The following is a 15,914-nucleotide window of genomic DNA, read 5'->3' as shown; positions in this document are numbered from 1 at the left end:
ATTTTTCGTCCGAGGACGTTAAGAATCCATGTCACTTTGAGTGCCCACACAGATTGTCTGATAAATTGTTAAAGAGCAGTGCAACGCGGCTTTCGCTCACCGTTGCGAGGTCCCGTATATTACGTTTTCCTCGTTCAGAGTCAAGTGATTATTTTCGCTTTTCTCTGCTGGCGTTCATCTCTGAACCCCGCTAACCCGGCGGCCTGTAAGCCGTTGTTCCGTGTCAGTGGAGGCGCATTATAGGGAGTTCTCAGACGTTGACAACCCCTCTTTTAAAAAAAACTTTCAACCGTCTCTTTTTTGCTCAAAACCGTGCTATAGCGCCAGTTTTTCGAGCGTTTCAAAGCCATAACGGCGTAAAACGGGTAAAAGTTGCTCAGTCTCTTTCGTGATAGCCATACAAAACGCGATATTCGCATCGGTAGATTTCGCATCCGGCGCTTCGTGTTCCAGCAGCCAGGCAGTACGACGAGCGATAGCCGCACCCGAATCCACCAGGCGCGTCCCCTCCGGTAACACCTCCAATAACTCTTCCTGTAATAGCGGGAAGTGGGTACAGCCCAGCACAACGGTATCCGGAGGTTCGGGCATCCGCAGCCACGGACGAAGAATACGACGCAGCTCGTCGAGTGATACCGCCTTTCCATGCAGCTTCGCTTCGGCCATCTCCACCAGCTCGGCCGAGCCCAGCATCGCAATCTGACATTCGTTAGCAAAACGGTCGATCAGCTCGCGGGTATAAGGACGCTTTACCGTGCCTCGCGTTGCCAGCAAACCCACTATGCCGTTCGCCGTCAGACGCGCGGCAGGCTTTATTGCAGGGACGACGCCCACAACCGGGAACTGGAATTTTTCACGCAGGGCGGGAAGAGAAACGGTGCTCGCCGTATTACAGGCGATGACGGCCAGCGCAAGGGGATAGCGTTTTTGTACCGCAGTGACGATTTCAACTACACGCTCAACAATAAAATCTTCGCTCTTTTCCCCATACGGGAAAGCGACGTTATCGAAGGCGTAGATGTAATGGAGATCCGGCAGGAGATGCCGAATCTCATCATAGACCGAAAGCCCACCGACGCCGGAATCAAACACCAGCACGGTGGGACGCGGATTAGAAGGTGTAGCTGCCAGACAAGGTGTATTCCCGTCCTGCAGTTTGGTAGCCATAAACTGTCTCGTAATCTTTATCGAACAGGTTGGCTATTTTACCACGAACTGTAAGGTGTGAGGTGACAGGATACGAAACTGCGACATCCCACAGGCTTACACCGCCCATTTTCACGCGTTCTGACGAATAGGTGTCAGGATCAATCGCGACATCATAGCGGGTGCCCAGATAACGGTAGGCAAGGTTCCAGTCGAGATCCCATACCTGCCAGTCAAGCTGGTACTTAACCTGCTGCTTAGAACGGCGGGCCAGTACTTCGTTGGTTTTGGCATTACGCGGGTCGACATAATCATAGGAAATCTGATGTCCGACCGGGCCAGTATCGAACTGTGCCGTCGCTTCCACACCTTTAATACGTGCTTCGTCGACGTTGTAGTAACGATACGTATGCGGATCGCTGTTAATAAGATTATCAATGTCATTGCGATAGCCGGTGATACGCCAGTTGACCGGTCCCGTCAGACCTTCAAAGCCCCCTTCCCACTGCTTACTCTCCTCCGGTTTGAGGTCCGGATTACCGTAAGAAGCGCTGTGGATCTGGCTCATGGTTGGTGCTTTAAATGCGGTACCGTAGGAGGCAATCACGCGATAGCCATCCACAAACTCCCACGCCGCGCTGGTTTGCCATGTGCCATGGTTACCAAAGTTGGAGTTGTCGTCATTACGCGCCGCCGCTTCCAGCGTCACGCTGCTGAACTGCTGCATTGCCGAAACAAACACGCCGGTATTGCGTTGCTCGTAACCTTTATCGAGGTAGCCCGTTCCGGCCTGCGTCTTCTGCTTTTGCCAGTCCAGACCTGCGCCAATGTTGCCGTGACCGACTTCCACGGTGTTGAGCCATTGGGTGGTGTACTGCTTCACGTCATCCATGGTGGCGGAATCAGCGTAACGCCCTTTCTTCGGATCATAGTTCTGATCTTTACTGCGACCGTAACCCGCGACCAGCTGTGACTGGAAAATCCCCTGGTTGTAACGCAGACCGGTATCCCAGTTCTGGCTATAGAGCTGGCGAGTATCAGGTCGTCCATCCACCATAAAGTTGTCGTCGTAGTGATCGTAACCGTCGTACGCGGTGCGGTTGTCATAACCAAAGCCACGGAAGAAGCCGCTCACGCTGTCGGTGATCTGCTGTTCCACGGAGCCGTACAGCGATTTACTCATAAAGCCATCGCGGTCCGGCTGGCGCGGAGCATCTTTGGCATCAATATCAAAACCACGGGTATAGGTGTAGTTACCCGCCATGGTGATTTTGGTTTTATCCAGCACCTGCTGGAAAGCGCCGTCATAAGTCTGATAACCCTTAGAGCCGACGCCCGCTGAGATTTCCGCACCCGGCTTGTCACGTCCGGTGATGATGTTGATCACGCCGCCAATCGCATCGGAGCCATACAGGGCCGAACGCGGACCACGGATGTACTCAATACGCTGAATCAGCGAGGTCGGGATTTGGCTCAGATCGGGAACGTTGCTGATCCCGGCGTTATTCAAAGGAATACCGTCAATCAGCACCAGCACATGGCGAGATTCCGTTCCGCGAATAAAAGTCGAAGAGTTCGAGCCCATTCCACCGCTTTGCGCGATATCCACGCCAGGCAGACGTGACATGATTTCCACCACGCTTCTGGCCTGCCAGCGTTCAATATCTTCGCGCGTCACCACGGACGTCGGTGCCAGAACAGTTTTTGCCGGTTGTTCAAAACGATTTGCCGTCACCACCAACGAGTCTGCGCTATCCTGCGCCCAGCCCGAAAATGCCGTGACGGACAACGCCGTCAACAGCGATACTTTTTTAATCATTGTTAAAGCATCCACAATATAAGAAGGATGCCGCAGGCCTCATCGATAGCACGCGATGATGAAACCAAATGCGACGTGATCCCGGCAGGTCTTCGGGCTAGGTGGCTATATAAGGATGAAGACTTCCCATTTTCACAGTGTCTACAACGCTCATCCCGCCAGTCTTTACCGCTGCGCGTCAGCTCCAGATTTACACTGGATTCCCTTTTCACTCTCAGGAGACCGGAAACAGAATGCTACAATTAGACACGTATGGATGTCCAGACAGCTATTGCCCATTAAATCTGGACATCCCCTGAACAATGCCTACAATCGCCGCGTAATTCTTTATCACTCAGGACGCATCATGACCCCAGAACACCTCCCGACAGAACAGTACGACGCGCAGCTGGCAGAAAAAGTTGTCCGCCTGCAAAGTATGATGACGCCTTTCAACGCGCCCGTTCCCGAGGTGTTCCGCTCTCCAGTCAGCCACTACCGCATGCGCGCCGAATTCCGCATCTGGCACGACGGTGACGACCTGTACCACATCATTTTCGATCAGCAGACGAAGTCCCGTATCCGCGTGGACAGCTTCCCGGCAGCGAGTGAGCTTATCAACCAGCTGATGACGCTGATAATGGACGGCGTGCGCAACAATCCGATGCTCCGTAACAAGCTGTTCCAGATTGACTACCTGACCACGCAAAGCAATCAGGCGATTGTCTCCCTGCTATACCACAAAGCGCTGAACGACGAGTGGCGCGAGCAGGCAGAAGCGCTGCGCGATGCGCTACGGGCGCAGAACATCAACGTTCACCTGATTGGCCGGGCGACAAAAACCAAAATCATGCTGGATCAGGACTACGTCGACGAGCGCCTGCCTGTGGCGGGTAAAGAGATGGTCTATCGTCAGGTGGAAAACAGCTTCACCCAGCCGAATGCCGCGATGAACGTGCAGATGCTGGAGTGGGCGCTGAAGGCGACGGAAGGGTCAACGGGCGATCTGCTTGAGCTCTACTGCGGTAACGGCAACTTCTCGCTGGCGCTGGCGCGTAATTTCGACCGCGTCCTCGCAACGGAAATCGCCAAGCCGTCGGTTGCCGCCGCGCAGTACAATATTGCCGCCAACCATATCGACAACGTGCAGATCATTCGAATGGCCGCAGAAGAATTCACGCAGGCAATGAACGGCGTACGCCAGTTTAACCGTCTGGAAGGGATCGATCTGAAGAGCTACCAGTGTGAGACGATTTTTGTCGACCCGCCGCGCAGTGGCCTGGACAGCGAAACCGAGAAGATGGTGCAGGCGTACCCGCGTATTTTGTACATCTCCTGTAATCCGGAGACCCTGTGCAAGAACCTGGAAACGTTAGGCCAGACGCACAAGGTTGAACGTCTGGCACTGTTCGATCAGTTCCCGTATACGCACCATATGGAGTGCGGCGTACTTCTGACGGCTAAGTAAATATCCGGCATTTTTGGCAGGTGGAGCTTCGCTTACCTGCCCTACAAAATTCTCTACTCCGGTAACTGGCTCTTGCGGCTACGCATGCGCGAGCCAATCCAGAACACCAGCGCCACAGACAGTACCGCAGGGAAGAAGTTAGAGCCGATATCCGGATACTCCGCGCGAACCACGGTGCTATACAGCAATACGCCCAGAATAAAGCAGGCAGCGGCCAGCCCCGGTAACCCCACCGGCATGGTGCGGTTCAGGTAACGTTGATGCAGGCAGTAAACCGTCAGCACCAGCGCTATAAGCGGGAAAATCGAAAATGGAACGATTGAGCTAAAAATAGCGGCAAACGTACCATTAATGGATAAGCCAGCGATCAATGCCAGCAACAGCGTCCCTTTATCCTGACCTGACTGTTTCATTACTCACCTTCACTCTTCGGTTTGATGTGCCAGTTTCTCTTGCTCACGGCGATACCAGTAGTACGCGCCTTTGGAGATCATCCTGAGCTGCAATACCAGTCGCTCTTCAAGCTGCTTGCGTTGTTCAATGCTGACGTCCAGCGCTTCGGCACCCGCGCTGAACACTATCGTCACCATCGCCTCAGCCTGTGCTTCAGTAAAGGCACGCGGCATATGGTTTTCGAGTTCAAGATAGTCGGCAAGTTCCGCGATGAAGTGCTGAATTTCACGCGCGACGGCGGCACGAAACGCTGCCGATGTGCCCGAACGTTCGCGCAGAAGCAGACGAAACGCGTTGGGGTTATTGCCGATAAATTCCATAAATGTCGACACGGAGGTACGGATCACGCTGCCCCCTTTGGCGATACGCTGACGCGCCTGGCGCATCAGCTGACGCAGCATCAGACCGCTCTCGTCGACCATGGTCAGGCCCAGTTCATCCACATCACGGAAATGACGATAGAAGGACGTTGGCGCAATCCCGGCCTCGCGTGCGACTTCGCGCAGGCTCAAACTGGCAAAACTCCGCTCAGCACTCAGTTGACTGAATGCGGCTTCCACCAGCGAACGCCGGGTTTTCTCTTTTTGTTGTGCTCTTACGCCCATCACGATAGTTGAATCCTTCCAAAGGCCTGATGGCACTATACCAGAGAATAAAATTAATCTGTTTGTCTGGCTTTGTGAATGATTGTTTACGTGCGGTTTGTGCTCCACTGCCGGAAAAAAGCACAACGATAATTGGGTTACTCCGGCAATGATGTTATGATTCTGTTGCTTTTATGTATAAGAACAGGTAAGCCTTACCATGCCACATTCCTACGATTACGACGCAATAGTTATTGGTTCCGGCCCCGGCGGCGAAGGTGCTGCTATGGGTCTGGTGAAACAGGGAGCCAGAGTAGCGGTCATCGAGCGCTACCATAATGTCGGCGGCGGTTGCACCCACTGGGGCACCATCCCTTCGAAAGCCCTCCGCCACGCCGTTAGCCGCATTATCGAATTTAACCAGAACCCTCTTTACAGCGACCACTCCCGACTTCTTCGTTCCTCATTTGCTGACATCCTGAATCACGCGGATACCGTTATTAACCAGCAGACACGCATGCGTCAGGGATTTTATGAGCGTAACCACTGTGAAATTTTGCAGGGCAACGCGCATTTTGTGGATGAACATACCCTGGCACTCGAATGCCACGACGGTTCGGTTGAAACCATCACGGCTGAAAAATTTGTTATCGCCTGCGGCTCACGCCCCTACCATCCCGCCGACGTCGATTTCTCGCACCCGCGCGTCTACGACAGCGATTCGATTCTGAGCCTGCACCATGAACCCCGCCACGTCATTATCTATGGCGCAGGGGTCATTGGTTGCGAATATGCGTCGATCTTCCGCGGGATGGACGTCAAAGTTGACCTGATCAACACCCGCGACCGCCTGCTGGCGTTCCTCGATCAGGAGATGTCGGACTCCCTCTCCTACCACTTCTGGAACAGCGGCGTGGTGATTCGCCACAACGAAGAGTACGAGAAAATTGAAGGCTGTGACGACGGGGTGATCATGCACCTGAAGTCCGGCAAGAAGCTGAAAGCAGACTGCCTGCTGTACGCCAACGGCCGTACCGGCAACACCGATTCCCTGCAGCTGGAAAATATCGGGCTTGAGACCGACAGCCGTGGTCAGCTCAAGGTCAACAGCATGTATCAGACCGCCCTGCCGCACGTCTACGCGGTTGGCGACGTGATTGGCTACCCGAGCCTGGCCTCTGCTGCCTACGATCAGGGCCGAATTGCCGCTCAGGCGCTGGTGAAGGGTGAAGCAACGGCGCACCTGATTGAAGATATTCCGACGGGCATCTATACCATCCCGGAAATCAGTTCAGTCGGGAAAACCGAGCAGCAGCTAACGTCAATGAAGGTGCCTTACGAGGTGGGTCGTGCGCAGTTTAAACATCTGGCGCGGGCGCAAATCGTGGGGATGAGCGTGGGAACGCTGAAAATTCTGTTCCATCGCGAGACGAAAGAGATCCTCGGGATTCACTGCTTCGGTGAACGCGCCGCAGAAATCATTCATATCGGCCAGGCGATAATGGAGCAGAAAGGTGGTGGTAACACCATTGAGTACTTCGTCAACACCACCTTTAACTACCCGACCATGGCGGAAGCCTATCGGGTAGCCGCGCTGAACGGCTTAAACCGCCTGTTTTAACGCGCTGTCAAAATGGCCATCCATTGCACCGCGGATGGCCTCTGCCAGCTGCTCATAGCGGCTGCGCAGCGGTGAACCCGGACGATAAACCAGGCCAATCGTACGACGCGGTTCCGGCTTAATGCACGGCAGATAGACCACGCCATCACGTTTACGCTCGTGCGGCACCGCCAGCGCAGGCAGAAGCGTAATACCGCTTCCCGCCGCCACCATATTACGCAGCGTTTCCAGACTGGTTGCCCGGAAATGGGTATCTTCATCGGCACCCGCTTCGAAGCAGAAGCCCATAGCCTGGTCGCGCAGGCAGTGGCCATCTTCCAGCATCAGCAGCTTTTCACCGGCCAGATCGGCCATCGGCACGCGATCGCGGTTCGCCCACGGGTGATCTTCATAGATCGCCAGCATCATCGGCTCATCGAACAGCGGCACTTCAATAAAGGCCTCACTCTCTTTTACCAGCGCCAGAATGGCGCAGTCGAGCTTGCCGCTATCTAACTGCGCCAGCAGCTGATGGGTTTGCGCTTCGTGCAGGTACATTTCGAGTTTCGGGAACGTCTGGTGCAGCATCGGAATGATGTGCGGTAACAGGTACGGGCCAACGGTTGGGATCAGGCCAATATGCAGCGGGCCGGACATGGCCTCCCCCTGCTGGCTTGCCATTTCCTTGAGCACTTTGACCTCGCGCAGCACGGTGCGCGCCTGATCCACCAGCAGAAGACCTGCCTGTGTGAACAGAACCTTACGGCTGGTGCGCTCCAGCAGCATCACGCCCAGCTCGTCTTCCAGCTTGCGGATCTGGCCGCTCAGCGTGGGCTGGCTGACGTGGCAGGAATCTGCCGCGCGGCGAAAGTGACGATGCTCGGCTAACGCTACCAGGTATTCAAGATCACGAATATTCATTATTCATCCTCCGTCGCCACGATAGTTCATGGCGATAGATAGCATAGCAACGAACGATTATCCCTATCAAGCATTCTGTTGAATAATACACCACATAGACGAGGCGGCACGTGTTTGACCCTTGACGTCCCCGCACCGTCAACGAGTTTCTCTCAAAACTCGAACAACTAAAGCCAACGTGAACTTTTGCGGACCCCGTGGTCCGCTTTTTTTTGCGTAAAAAAGGCCGGATATAAAAACAAAATGGCAACCGAAGCGATCATTTTTAATGTTTACTCCCTTTCCCCCATACATTTTCATAAGCATCTCTTATCTGACGCAATGCGAATTAAATTTCGTAAATTGCCCACATTTATTCGTTTGCTGAACCGTTTTCGCAGCAATTGACGACGGGGGTTTTACGTGGCTTTATAAAGGGAGATGACAAAATAATGTCCAGAAAATTTTTGCCTGGGCATAAACAAAAATGATGGGGTGACTGGGTTTTTATGAACGAACAATATTCCGCGTTGCGTAGTAATGTCAGTATGCTCGGCAAAGTGCTTGGAGATACCATCAAAGATGCGTTAGGGGAGAACATCCTCGACCGCGTTGAAACCATCCGCAAGCTGTCTAAATCTTCCCGTGCCGGTAACGAGGCCAGTCGTCAGGAGCTGCTCACCACCTTGCAGAACCTCTCTAACGATGAGCTGCTGCCCGTTGCGCGCGCATTCAGCCAGTTCCTGAACCTGGCCAATACCGCTGAGCAATACCACAGTATTTCGCCGAATGGCGAAGCGGCAAGCAACCCGGAAGTCATTGCCCGCACCCTGCGTAAACTGAAAGACCAGCCAGACCTCAACGAGGCCACCATCAAAAAAGCGGTGGAGTCGCTTTCGCTGGAGCTGGTGCTGACCGCACACCCAACCGAAATTACCCGACGCACCCTGATCCACAAAATGGTGGAAGTGAACAACTGTCTGAAGCAGTTGGATAACAAAGACATTGCCGACTACGAACGCAACCAGCTGATGCGCCGTCTGCGCCAGCTGATTGCCCAGTCCTGGCACACCGATGAAATTCGTAAGCATCGCCCAAGCCCGGTGGACGAAGCTAAATGGGGCTTTGCGGTGGTGGAAAACAGCCTGTGGGAAGGGGTGCCGAACTACCTGCGCGAGCTGAACGAACAGCTGGAAGAGAACCTTGGCTACCGCCTGCCGGTCGATTTCGTTCCGGTCCGCTTCACCTCATGGATGGGCGGCGACCGCGACGGCAACCCGAACGTGACCGCGGAAATTACCCGTCACGTCCTGCTGCTGAGCCGCTGGAAAGCGACCGACCTGTTCCTGAAAGACATTCAGGTGCTGATCTCCGAGCTGTCGATGGTTGAAGCGACGCCGGAACTACGCGCGCTGGCAGGTGAAGAGGGTGCCAGCGAACCGTACCGTTTCCTGATGAAAAAACTGCGCGGTCAGCTGATGGCCACTCAAGCGTGGCTGGAAGCGCGTCTGAAAGGTCAGCGCCTGCCAAAACCAGAAGGCCTGCTCAGCCAGAACGAACAGCTCTGGGAGCCGCTGTACGCCTGTTATAAATCACTCCAGGCCTGCGGGATGGGCATCATCGCTAACGGCGAACTGCTCGACACCCTGCGCCGCGTGAAGTGTTTCGGCGTGCCGCTGGTGCGTATCGACGTACGTCAGGAAAGTACCCGCCATACCGAAGCGCTGGGCGAGCTGACCCGCTACCTCGGCATCGGCGACTATGAAAGCTGGTCCGAAGCCGACAAACAGGCCTTCCTGATCCGCGAGCTGAACTCGAAGCGCCCTCTGCTGCCGCGCAACTGGGAGCCAAGCAACGAAACCCGCGAGGTGCTCAACACCTGTAAAGCGATCGTGGACGCACCGAAAGGATCGGTGGCCGCCTATGTGATCTCAATGGCGAAGACCCCTTCCGACGTGCTGGGCGTTCACCTTCTGCTGAAAGAAGCGGGAATCGACTACGCCCTGCCGGTCGCCCCGCTGTTTGAGACCCTCGACGACCTGAATAACGCCAACGACGTCATGACCCAGCTGCTGAATATCGACTGGTACCGCGGCTTTATCCAGGGCAAACAGATGGTGATGATCGGCTATTCCGACTCCGCGAAAGATGCAGGCGTGATGGCGGCATCCTGGGCGCAGTATCAGGCGCAGGACGCCCTGATCAAAACCTGCGAGAAAGCCGGTATCGAGCTGACCCTGTTCCACGGACGCGGTGGCTCAATTGGCCGTGGCGGCGCACCTGCACATGCAGCCCTTCTGTCACAGCCGCCGGGAAGCCTGAAAGGCGGCCTGCGCGTCACCGAGCAGGGCGAGATGATCCGCTTCAAATACGGTCTGCCGGAAGTGACCATCAGCAGCCTGTCGCTTTATACCAGCGCTATCCTGGAAGCAAACCTGCTGCCGCCGCCGGAGCCGAAAGCGTCCTGGTGCCATATCATGGACGAGCTGTCTGACATCTCCTGCGATCTGTACCGCGGCTACGTACGTGAAAACAAAGATTTCGTTCCTTACTTCCGCTCGGCCACGCCTGAGCAGGAGCTGGGTAAACTGCCGCTGGGCTCACGTCCTGCGAAGCGTCGCCCAACCGGTGGCGTAGAGTCTCTGCGCGCGATCCCGTGGATCTTCGCCTGGACGCAAAACCGTTTGATGCTGCCCGCCTGGCTGGGTGCCGGTGCCGCGCTGCAAAAAGTGGTGGAAGACGGCAAACAGAGCGAGCTGGAGACCATGTGTCGCGACTGGCCATTCTTCTCTACCCGTCTGGGCATGCTGGAGATGGTCTTCTCGAAAGCTGACCTGTGGCTGGCGGAATACTACGATCAGCGTCTGGTGAAACCTGAGCTGTGGGCGCTGGGCAAAGAGCTGCGCGAACTGCTGGAAGGCGACATCAAAGTGGTTCTGGACATCGCCAACGACTCACACCTGATGGCGGACCTGCCGTGGATTGCCGAGTCTATTCAACTGCGTAACATCTACACCGACCCGCTGAACGTCCTGCAGGCAGAGCTGCTGCACCGTTCGCGTCTGGCGGAAGAAGAAGGGAAAGAGCCGGATCCGCGTGTTGAACAGGCGCTGATGGTGACGATTGCGGGCGTTGCGGCGGGTATGCGTAACACCGGCTAATGCTTTACGCCCGGCGGCGCTGCGCTTGCACGGGCCTACGATAAGTAGGCCGGGTAAGCGTTAGCGCCACCCGGCAATACCCTGGTATCAACACCATGCACCACGACATTACCGATATCCTGAATGACCTGATCAACGGCACAACGCCGCTGCATGAGGTGCATTTTGCAAACCCAGCGACCTCCGCCCCCGAACTTGCCTTGCAGGTCGATTTTCCACGTCTGGAGATCGCGATCGAAGGATCCATGAAAGACCTGGCTGGCTGCGTATTACAGCAGGGGGATGTTTTATACGTCCCGGCTGGCGGCTGGAATAATCCACAATGGCAAGCCCCCGCAACAACGCTGAGCATCCTGTTTGGCAAACAGCAGCTTGGGTTTAGCCTTATACACTGGGATGGCGTAGACGTTCGTAACCTGGCAAAGCAGAACGTTGCCCGCCGTGGTCCGCGTATTGGATCGCTACTCTTACAGACGCTTCATGAAATACAGATGCAGCACCATGAGCAACAAACCGCGCGGCTGATTATCGCCAGCCTGCTTAGCCACTGCGTCGACCTGCTGGGTAGCCAGATCCAAACCGCCTCCCGCAGTCAGGCTTTATTTGAAGCGATTCGGGTCTATATTGACGAACACTACGCCACCCCGCTTACCCGGGAATCCGTCGCGCAGGCTTTTTATATCTCCCCAAACTACCTGTCGCATCTGTTTCAGAAAACGGGCGCAGTGGGTTTCAATGAATACCTGACGCATACCCGGCTGGAACACGCTCGCCAGTTGCTGAAAGGGTATGATTTAAAAGTGAAAGAGGTGGCGCATGCCTGCGGATTTGTTGACAGCAACTATTTCTGCCGGTTATTTCGCAAGAACACGGAGCGTTCGCCTTCAGAATACCGTCGCCAGTATCACAGCCAGCTCACCGGGAAGACCGCTAGTCCAGAATGACCTGAGTATGCTGCGGAGCGGCTAATATCTTACGCACCGCCCCCATCACCTTTTGTGGATCACGTAAAAAGGCGCTAATACCGCACTTCACGTAGCGCGCATTCTCGAAACGCTCACTGCCCGCCAGTTCTATATCGGTAATCAGCAATACGACATCGGCACGCTGAATGTCGTCTTCCGTAAGCTCGCTCTCGATGCCCAGCGCTCCCTGCGTCTCGATGTTAACACTCCACCTCTCCTGCTGGCAGAGCTTGTCCAGCCGTTCGGCAGCCATATAGGTATGCGCGACGCCACTGACGCACGCGGTCACCGCCACCAGATGACGTCCCGTTATCACTGTCATATTCAGCCTCCCAGGGTAACATTGAAACCTTCTCGCTCTGCCCGTTGACGCATCGCTGACACCTCATCTTCTGTCGGAGGGATAACTTGCCGCATGCCCCACTCCTGTCCCAGCAGACGGTATTTTGGCTCCCCATACTGATGAAAGGGCAATAAATGCAGCTGTCGTATTCCTGAAGGTAGCAGGAAATCCAGTACGCGCGTCATGTTCGTTTCGTTGAGCGTATAGCCCAGAATAAGCGGCACGCGGGGAATCACGTTTATCCCGTCAGCCACCAGCTGGCGGAAATTATCCAGCACTCTGGGAAGATTCATTACCACAATCGATTGGGCCAGATCCGCGTCCATGATCTTCAAATCAAACAGCACTTCATCACACTGGCGAGCCAGCGGCATTAATCGGGACAAAGGGGCATCGCCTGCCGTTTCGATGGCCGTATGCACGCCGAATCGACGCAGCCTTTGTAGTAGCCGTGTCGCGAAAGGTGCCTGCAGCAATATTTCCCCACCCGAAAGCGTCACTCCGCCTCCCGAGGAACGAAAGAATACATCGTCTTTCATTACCTCTTTTTCCAGCTCCTCCAGCGTAACGTCCCGCCCGATAGGCTCAAATGCGCCGGAGGGGCACTCATCAACGTCCCGTAAACAGGGGGCGCAGTTAAGACATTTACTTTCTCTGCGCACAATCTCGATTTTCGGCGAAATCGACTCTGGATTCGCACACCACGGACAGCGGTGAGGGCAGCCTTTAAAAAAGACCACCGTACGGATGCCGCGTCCGTCATTCAATGAGTAGCGCTGAATATTGAAAATACGCGCCACCTCGGCGCGCGTTTCAACTACGTCACAGCTGATGCGCTGTGCGGCGGATAATGTCATCCTGGATCTCCTTCGATAACTCCACAAAGAAGGCGCTGTAGCCGGCAACGCGTACCACCAGCCCGGCAAAATCCTGTGGACGCTGTTGCGCTTCACGCAATGTCTCCGCGTTCACCACGTTGAACTGGATATGCTGCAACTTAAGCTGGGTGAAAGCGCGAAGGAAATCAGCCAGCTTTTGCAGCCCGGCATCGCCTTCCAGCGTCGCAGGGGTAAATTTAACGTTTAGCAGCGTACCGTTAGATAGCAGATAGTTATCCAGCTTGCTTACCGATTTAAGTACCGCCGTTGGGCCCTGCATATCTTGCCCAAGCATCGGCGAAAGCCCACCGTCTGCCAGCTGTTCGCCGGCAAAGCGGCCATCGGGCGTGGCCCCCACCACCGCCCCGAGCGGCACGTGTGCCGACACGGTATAAGACCCCGGAGTGAAGTGCCCGCCGCGCGGGTTCCGGTATTTTTCGACCTCTTTACAGTAATGGCGCAGCAGTTCAGCGCTGATGTTGTCGACATCATCGATATCATTGCCGTATTTTTCGAAGCGATTAATCAACCGTGCGCGGATTTTTTTGCCCTCTGGCGTGGCAAAGTTAGCGTTCAATACGGCTAATAGCTCATCAAAACTTAAGCGATGCTGTTCAAAAACCAGCCCTTTCAGGGCGTGCAGTGAATCACTCAGATTGGCTATCCCGATCCCCTGAACGCCAGAAAAGTTATAGCGCGCGCCACCCTCGGTAATATCTTTCCCTGATTCCAGACAATCGCTTATGAATGAAGAGAGTAACGGCACCGGTGCCCAGTCGCGATGGCCGATATCGCAGATATTGCTCCCCTCAACCATTAGCGCAATATAGTGGTTAATTTTGGCGCGGATATGGTCCAGCAGGCCTTCATAACTCAGCGCTGCGTTACCTTCGTTCTCCTGCATCGCGATTTCCATTACCTTCAGCAGGTTAAACATCGCGATATCATGCAGACCGTAGGTTTTACCCGGAATCGACAGTTCTACACAGCCAACCACCGCGTAGTCGCGCGCGTCTTCCAGCGACACCCCCCGATTAAGGAAAGCAGGCACCACCACTTCATCATTGAAAATCTGCGGGATACCGGTGCCCAGGCGGATCGTCTCCGCCGTTTTAAGCAGGAAAGGTCGGTCGATAAGTTCGTTAACCCGTACGCCGAGGTTCGGCTGCGGAAGCTGAACCCTCTGGTAAGCATCCAGGCACAGGAAGGAAAGTACATTCACTGCGCTCCGACCGCTCTCCGTTAAGCCGCCCAACAACGCGGTATAACCCGTCGGAAAACCAGCAAAATAACGTGCGCTACTGGTCGAACGTAAAAGCACCACGTCATTGCATTTCACCCACAGCGATTCCAGTAGCTCTTTCAGAAATTCGGGATCGTCCCCCTGCGAGAGTGAAGCCTGATAAAACGGCAACATATACTGGTCGAAGCGCCCGATAGAAAGCGAGCTGGCGTTAGATTCGTATTGCAAAATGACGTTCATATACCAGAACAGCTGACACGCCTGCCAGAACGTTTGCGGCTTATGCTGCGCGTTATGACGCGAGATTTCGGCAATCTTACATAGTTCTTCACGCCGTGAAGCTTCATCACAGCCGGACGCAAGCCTTTCAGCCAGCGCGGCATAGCGCAGAATATGACGCTGGGATGCTTCAAGCAGAATCAGCGCGGCGGCATAGAACATGTTCTGGGCATCGCGGGCACAATATTCTCGCATTTGCGCCACCAGCGCACCCAGCCCGTTATTCAGCAGGCGCGGATAATCAATAATGATATGCCCCTGCCCTTTGTCCGTCTGATTGACGCTGAAAATTTGCGTCCCCACGGCGGCTTTCACCTCATCCGTCATCTGGCTGTTGATGAAATCCTTCATCGACCGTTTTTCCCAGTAGGGATACAGCACGTCACGGTAAATCTGCTTATCCGCTTCGCCGATCTCGAAGCGGTCCTGCGGGCGTGTGGAAAACTGGTCCAGCTCCTTAAGCAGCCAGTACGGATCCATCTCAGGAGACATAATGCCCGCGCGCGGTTTAACGGTCCGGTTTCCCGCAATCAGTTCCTCATCACGAATCGCGATGTTCACATGGTCCAGAATGTACGCCGTGGCTTTTGCTCGCCTGAGGATAACCGGCTCGCCCTCCGTCTGCTGATGGCTGGCGGTATAGAGCAAAGCACGCTCAAGCGAGATTTCACGTGGATTAGCAAAAAGAGCGTCTTTCAAACGCTGGGTACGATTCGTCATGAGGGAACTCCTGTAACGGAAAACGAGCCCGCCCCTAAAGGCGGGAAAGCGTCAGGCGGTTTGCGCCAGGTGGGCATCAATTTTGTTCATGATGGCGTCAGCGCGTTTTACCGCGTCGCTGATATTGACGCGTACAATGGTTTTCCCGGCAAAGCGCTCTTCGAACTTAATGCCGATATCTTTGGTCAGGATCACCATATCTGCGGCGGCAACGTCTTCTGCCGTCAGTTCGTTCTCCAGGCCAATTGACCCCTGCGTTTCAACCTTCACTTCCCAACCTTTAGCTTTGGCGGCACTTTCCAACGCTTCGGCCGCCATGTAGGTATGGGCAACGCCTGACGGACATGCTGTTACTGCAATAATTCGGGTCATGTTC

At 54.9% G+C, this 15,914-nt stretch carries 13 protein-coding genes and 1 riboswitch; of the genes, 4 read left to right on the top strand and 9 right to left on the bottom strand.

The annotated features are described in order from the left end of the window. Positions 1 to 315 precede the first annotated feature (315 nt). Positions 316 to 1,167 (bottom strand): glutamate racemase, encoded by an 852-nt coding sequence (gene murI, locus USH94_RS19165; RefSeq protein WP_023309660.1) that lies wholly within the window; start codon positions 1,165 to 1,167, stop codon positions 316 to 318. Next, a complete protein-coding gene (btuB, locus tag USH94_RS19160; protein WP_111963979.1) occupies positions 1,112 to 2,965 on the bottom strand; it encodes a TonB-dependent vitamin B12 receptor BtuB in 1,854 nt (617 codons plus the stop codon). Before btuB ends, murI begins: the two co-directional genes overlap by 56 nt. Positions 2,966 to 3,030: 65 nt before the next feature. After that, positions 3,031 to 3,207, bottom strand: a riboswitch (cobalamin riboswitch). A gap of 104 nt (positions 3,208 to 3,311) precedes the next feature. Between btuB and trmA the strand changes: the two genes are divergently transcribed. Beyond that, positions 3,312 to 4,412: a tRNA (uridine(54)-C5)-methyltransferase TrmA gene (gene trmA / locus USH94_RS19155; protein WP_111963978.1), complete on the top strand. Its 1,101-nt coding sequence runs from the start codon at positions 3,312 to 3,314 to the stop codon at positions 4,410 to 4,412. A gap of 53 nt (positions 4,413 to 4,465) precedes the next feature. On the opposite strand, the gene USH94_RS19150 is transcribed toward trmA, so the two are convergent. Together USH94_RS19150 and fabR are read right to left on the bottom strand one after the other, a co-directional pair. After that, positions 4,466 to 4,825 (bottom strand): YijD family membrane protein, encoded by a 360-nt coding sequence (locus USH94_RS19150; RefSeq protein WP_008501783.1) that lies wholly within the window; start codon positions 4,823 to 4,825, stop codon positions 4,466 to 4,468. Positions 4,826 to 4,834: 9 nt separating this feature from the next. Then, positions 4,835 to 5,473: an HTH-type transcriptional repressor FabR gene (gene fabR / locus USH94_RS19145; RefSeq protein ID WP_008501784.1), complete on the bottom strand. Its 639-nt coding sequence runs from the start codon at positions 5,471 to 5,473 to the stop codon at positions 4,835 to 4,837. Between the two features lie 196 nt (positions 5,474 to 5,669). On the opposite strand from fabR, the gene sthA reads away from it, so the two are divergent. Beyond that, positions 5,670 to 7,070 (top strand): Si-specific NAD(P)(+) transhydrogenase, encoded by a 1,401-nt coding sequence (gene sthA, locus USH94_RS19140; protein ID WP_008501785.1) that lies wholly within the window; start codon positions 5,670 to 5,672, stop codon positions 7,068 to 7,070. On the opposite strand, the gene oxyR is transcribed toward sthA, so the two are convergent. Continuing rightward, entirely contained in the window at positions 7,053 to 7,970 is a 918-nt protein-coding gene (gene oxyR / locus USH94_RS19135; protein WP_008501786.1) for a DNA-binding transcriptional regulator OxyR, read from the bottom strand. The genes sthA and oxyR overlap by 18 nt on opposite strands. A gap of 488 nt (positions 7,971 to 8,458) precedes the next feature. Between oxyR and ppc the strand changes: the two genes are divergently transcribed. Together ppc and USH94_RS19125 are read left to right on the top strand one after the other, a co-directional pair. Next, the gene (gene ppc / locus USH94_RS19130; RefSeq protein WP_047653049.1) at positions 8,459 to 11,110 is read left to right on the top strand and encodes a phosphoenolpyruvate carboxylase; all 2,652 of its coding nucleotides are present in this window, start codon (positions 8,459 to 8,461) and stop codon (positions 11,108 to 11,110) included. 95 nt (positions 11,111 to 11,205) lie between these two features. Further along, positions 11,206 to 12,054, top strand: a complete 849-nt coding sequence (locus USH94_RS19125) for an AraC family transcriptional regulator (RefSeq protein ID WP_111963976.1) — start codon at positions 11,206 to 11,208, stop codon at positions 12,052 to 12,054. Here USH94_RS19125 and USH94_RS19120 read toward each other — a convergent pair. The 4 genes from USH94_RS19120 to USH94_RS19105 are packed head-to-tail and all read right to left on the bottom strand — an operon-like array spanning position 12,041 to position 15,910. Next, a complete protein-coding gene (locus USH94_RS19120; RefSeq protein ID WP_111963975.1) occupies positions 12,041 to 12,397 on the bottom strand; it encodes a PTS fructose-like transporter subunit IIB in 357 nt (118 codons plus the stop codon). The genes USH94_RS19125 and USH94_RS19120 overlap by 14 nt on opposite strands. Positions 12,398 to 12,399: 2 nt before the next feature. Beyond that, positions 12,400 to 13,275 carry a [formate-C-acetyltransferase]-activating enzyme gene (locus USH94_RS19115; protein WP_111963974.1) on the bottom strand — a complete coding sequence of 292 codons (876 nt, stop codon included), beginning with the start codon at positions 13,273 to 13,275 and terminating at the stop codon, positions 12,400 to 12,402. After that, positions 13,241 to 15,538, bottom strand: coding sequence for a formate C-acetyltransferase (locus USH94_RS19110; protein ID WP_111963973.1), 2,298 nt, complete (start codon positions 15,536 to 15,538; stop codon positions 13,241 to 13,243). Before USH94_RS19110 ends, USH94_RS19115 begins: the two co-directional genes overlap by 35 nt. A 51-nt stretch (positions 15,539 to 15,589) precedes the next feature. Continuing rightward, positions 15,590 to 15,910, bottom strand: coding sequence for a PTS fructose-like transporter subunit IIB (locus tag USH94_RS19105; RefSeq protein ID WP_111963972.1), 321 nt, complete (start codon positions 15,908 to 15,910; stop codon positions 15,590 to 15,592). Between the last annotated feature and the right edge of the window lie 4 nt (positions 15,911 to 15,914).

This window comes from Enterobacter sp. 148H3 (genome assembly GCF_034107425.1).
Taxonomy (GTDB): domain Bacteria; phylum Pseudomonadota; class Gammaproteobacteria; order Enterobacterales; family Enterobacteriaceae; genus Enterobacter; species Enterobacter vonholyi.
Note: the sequence above shows the minus strand (reverse complement) of the source record. Positions and strands in the feature narration are given on the sequence as shown.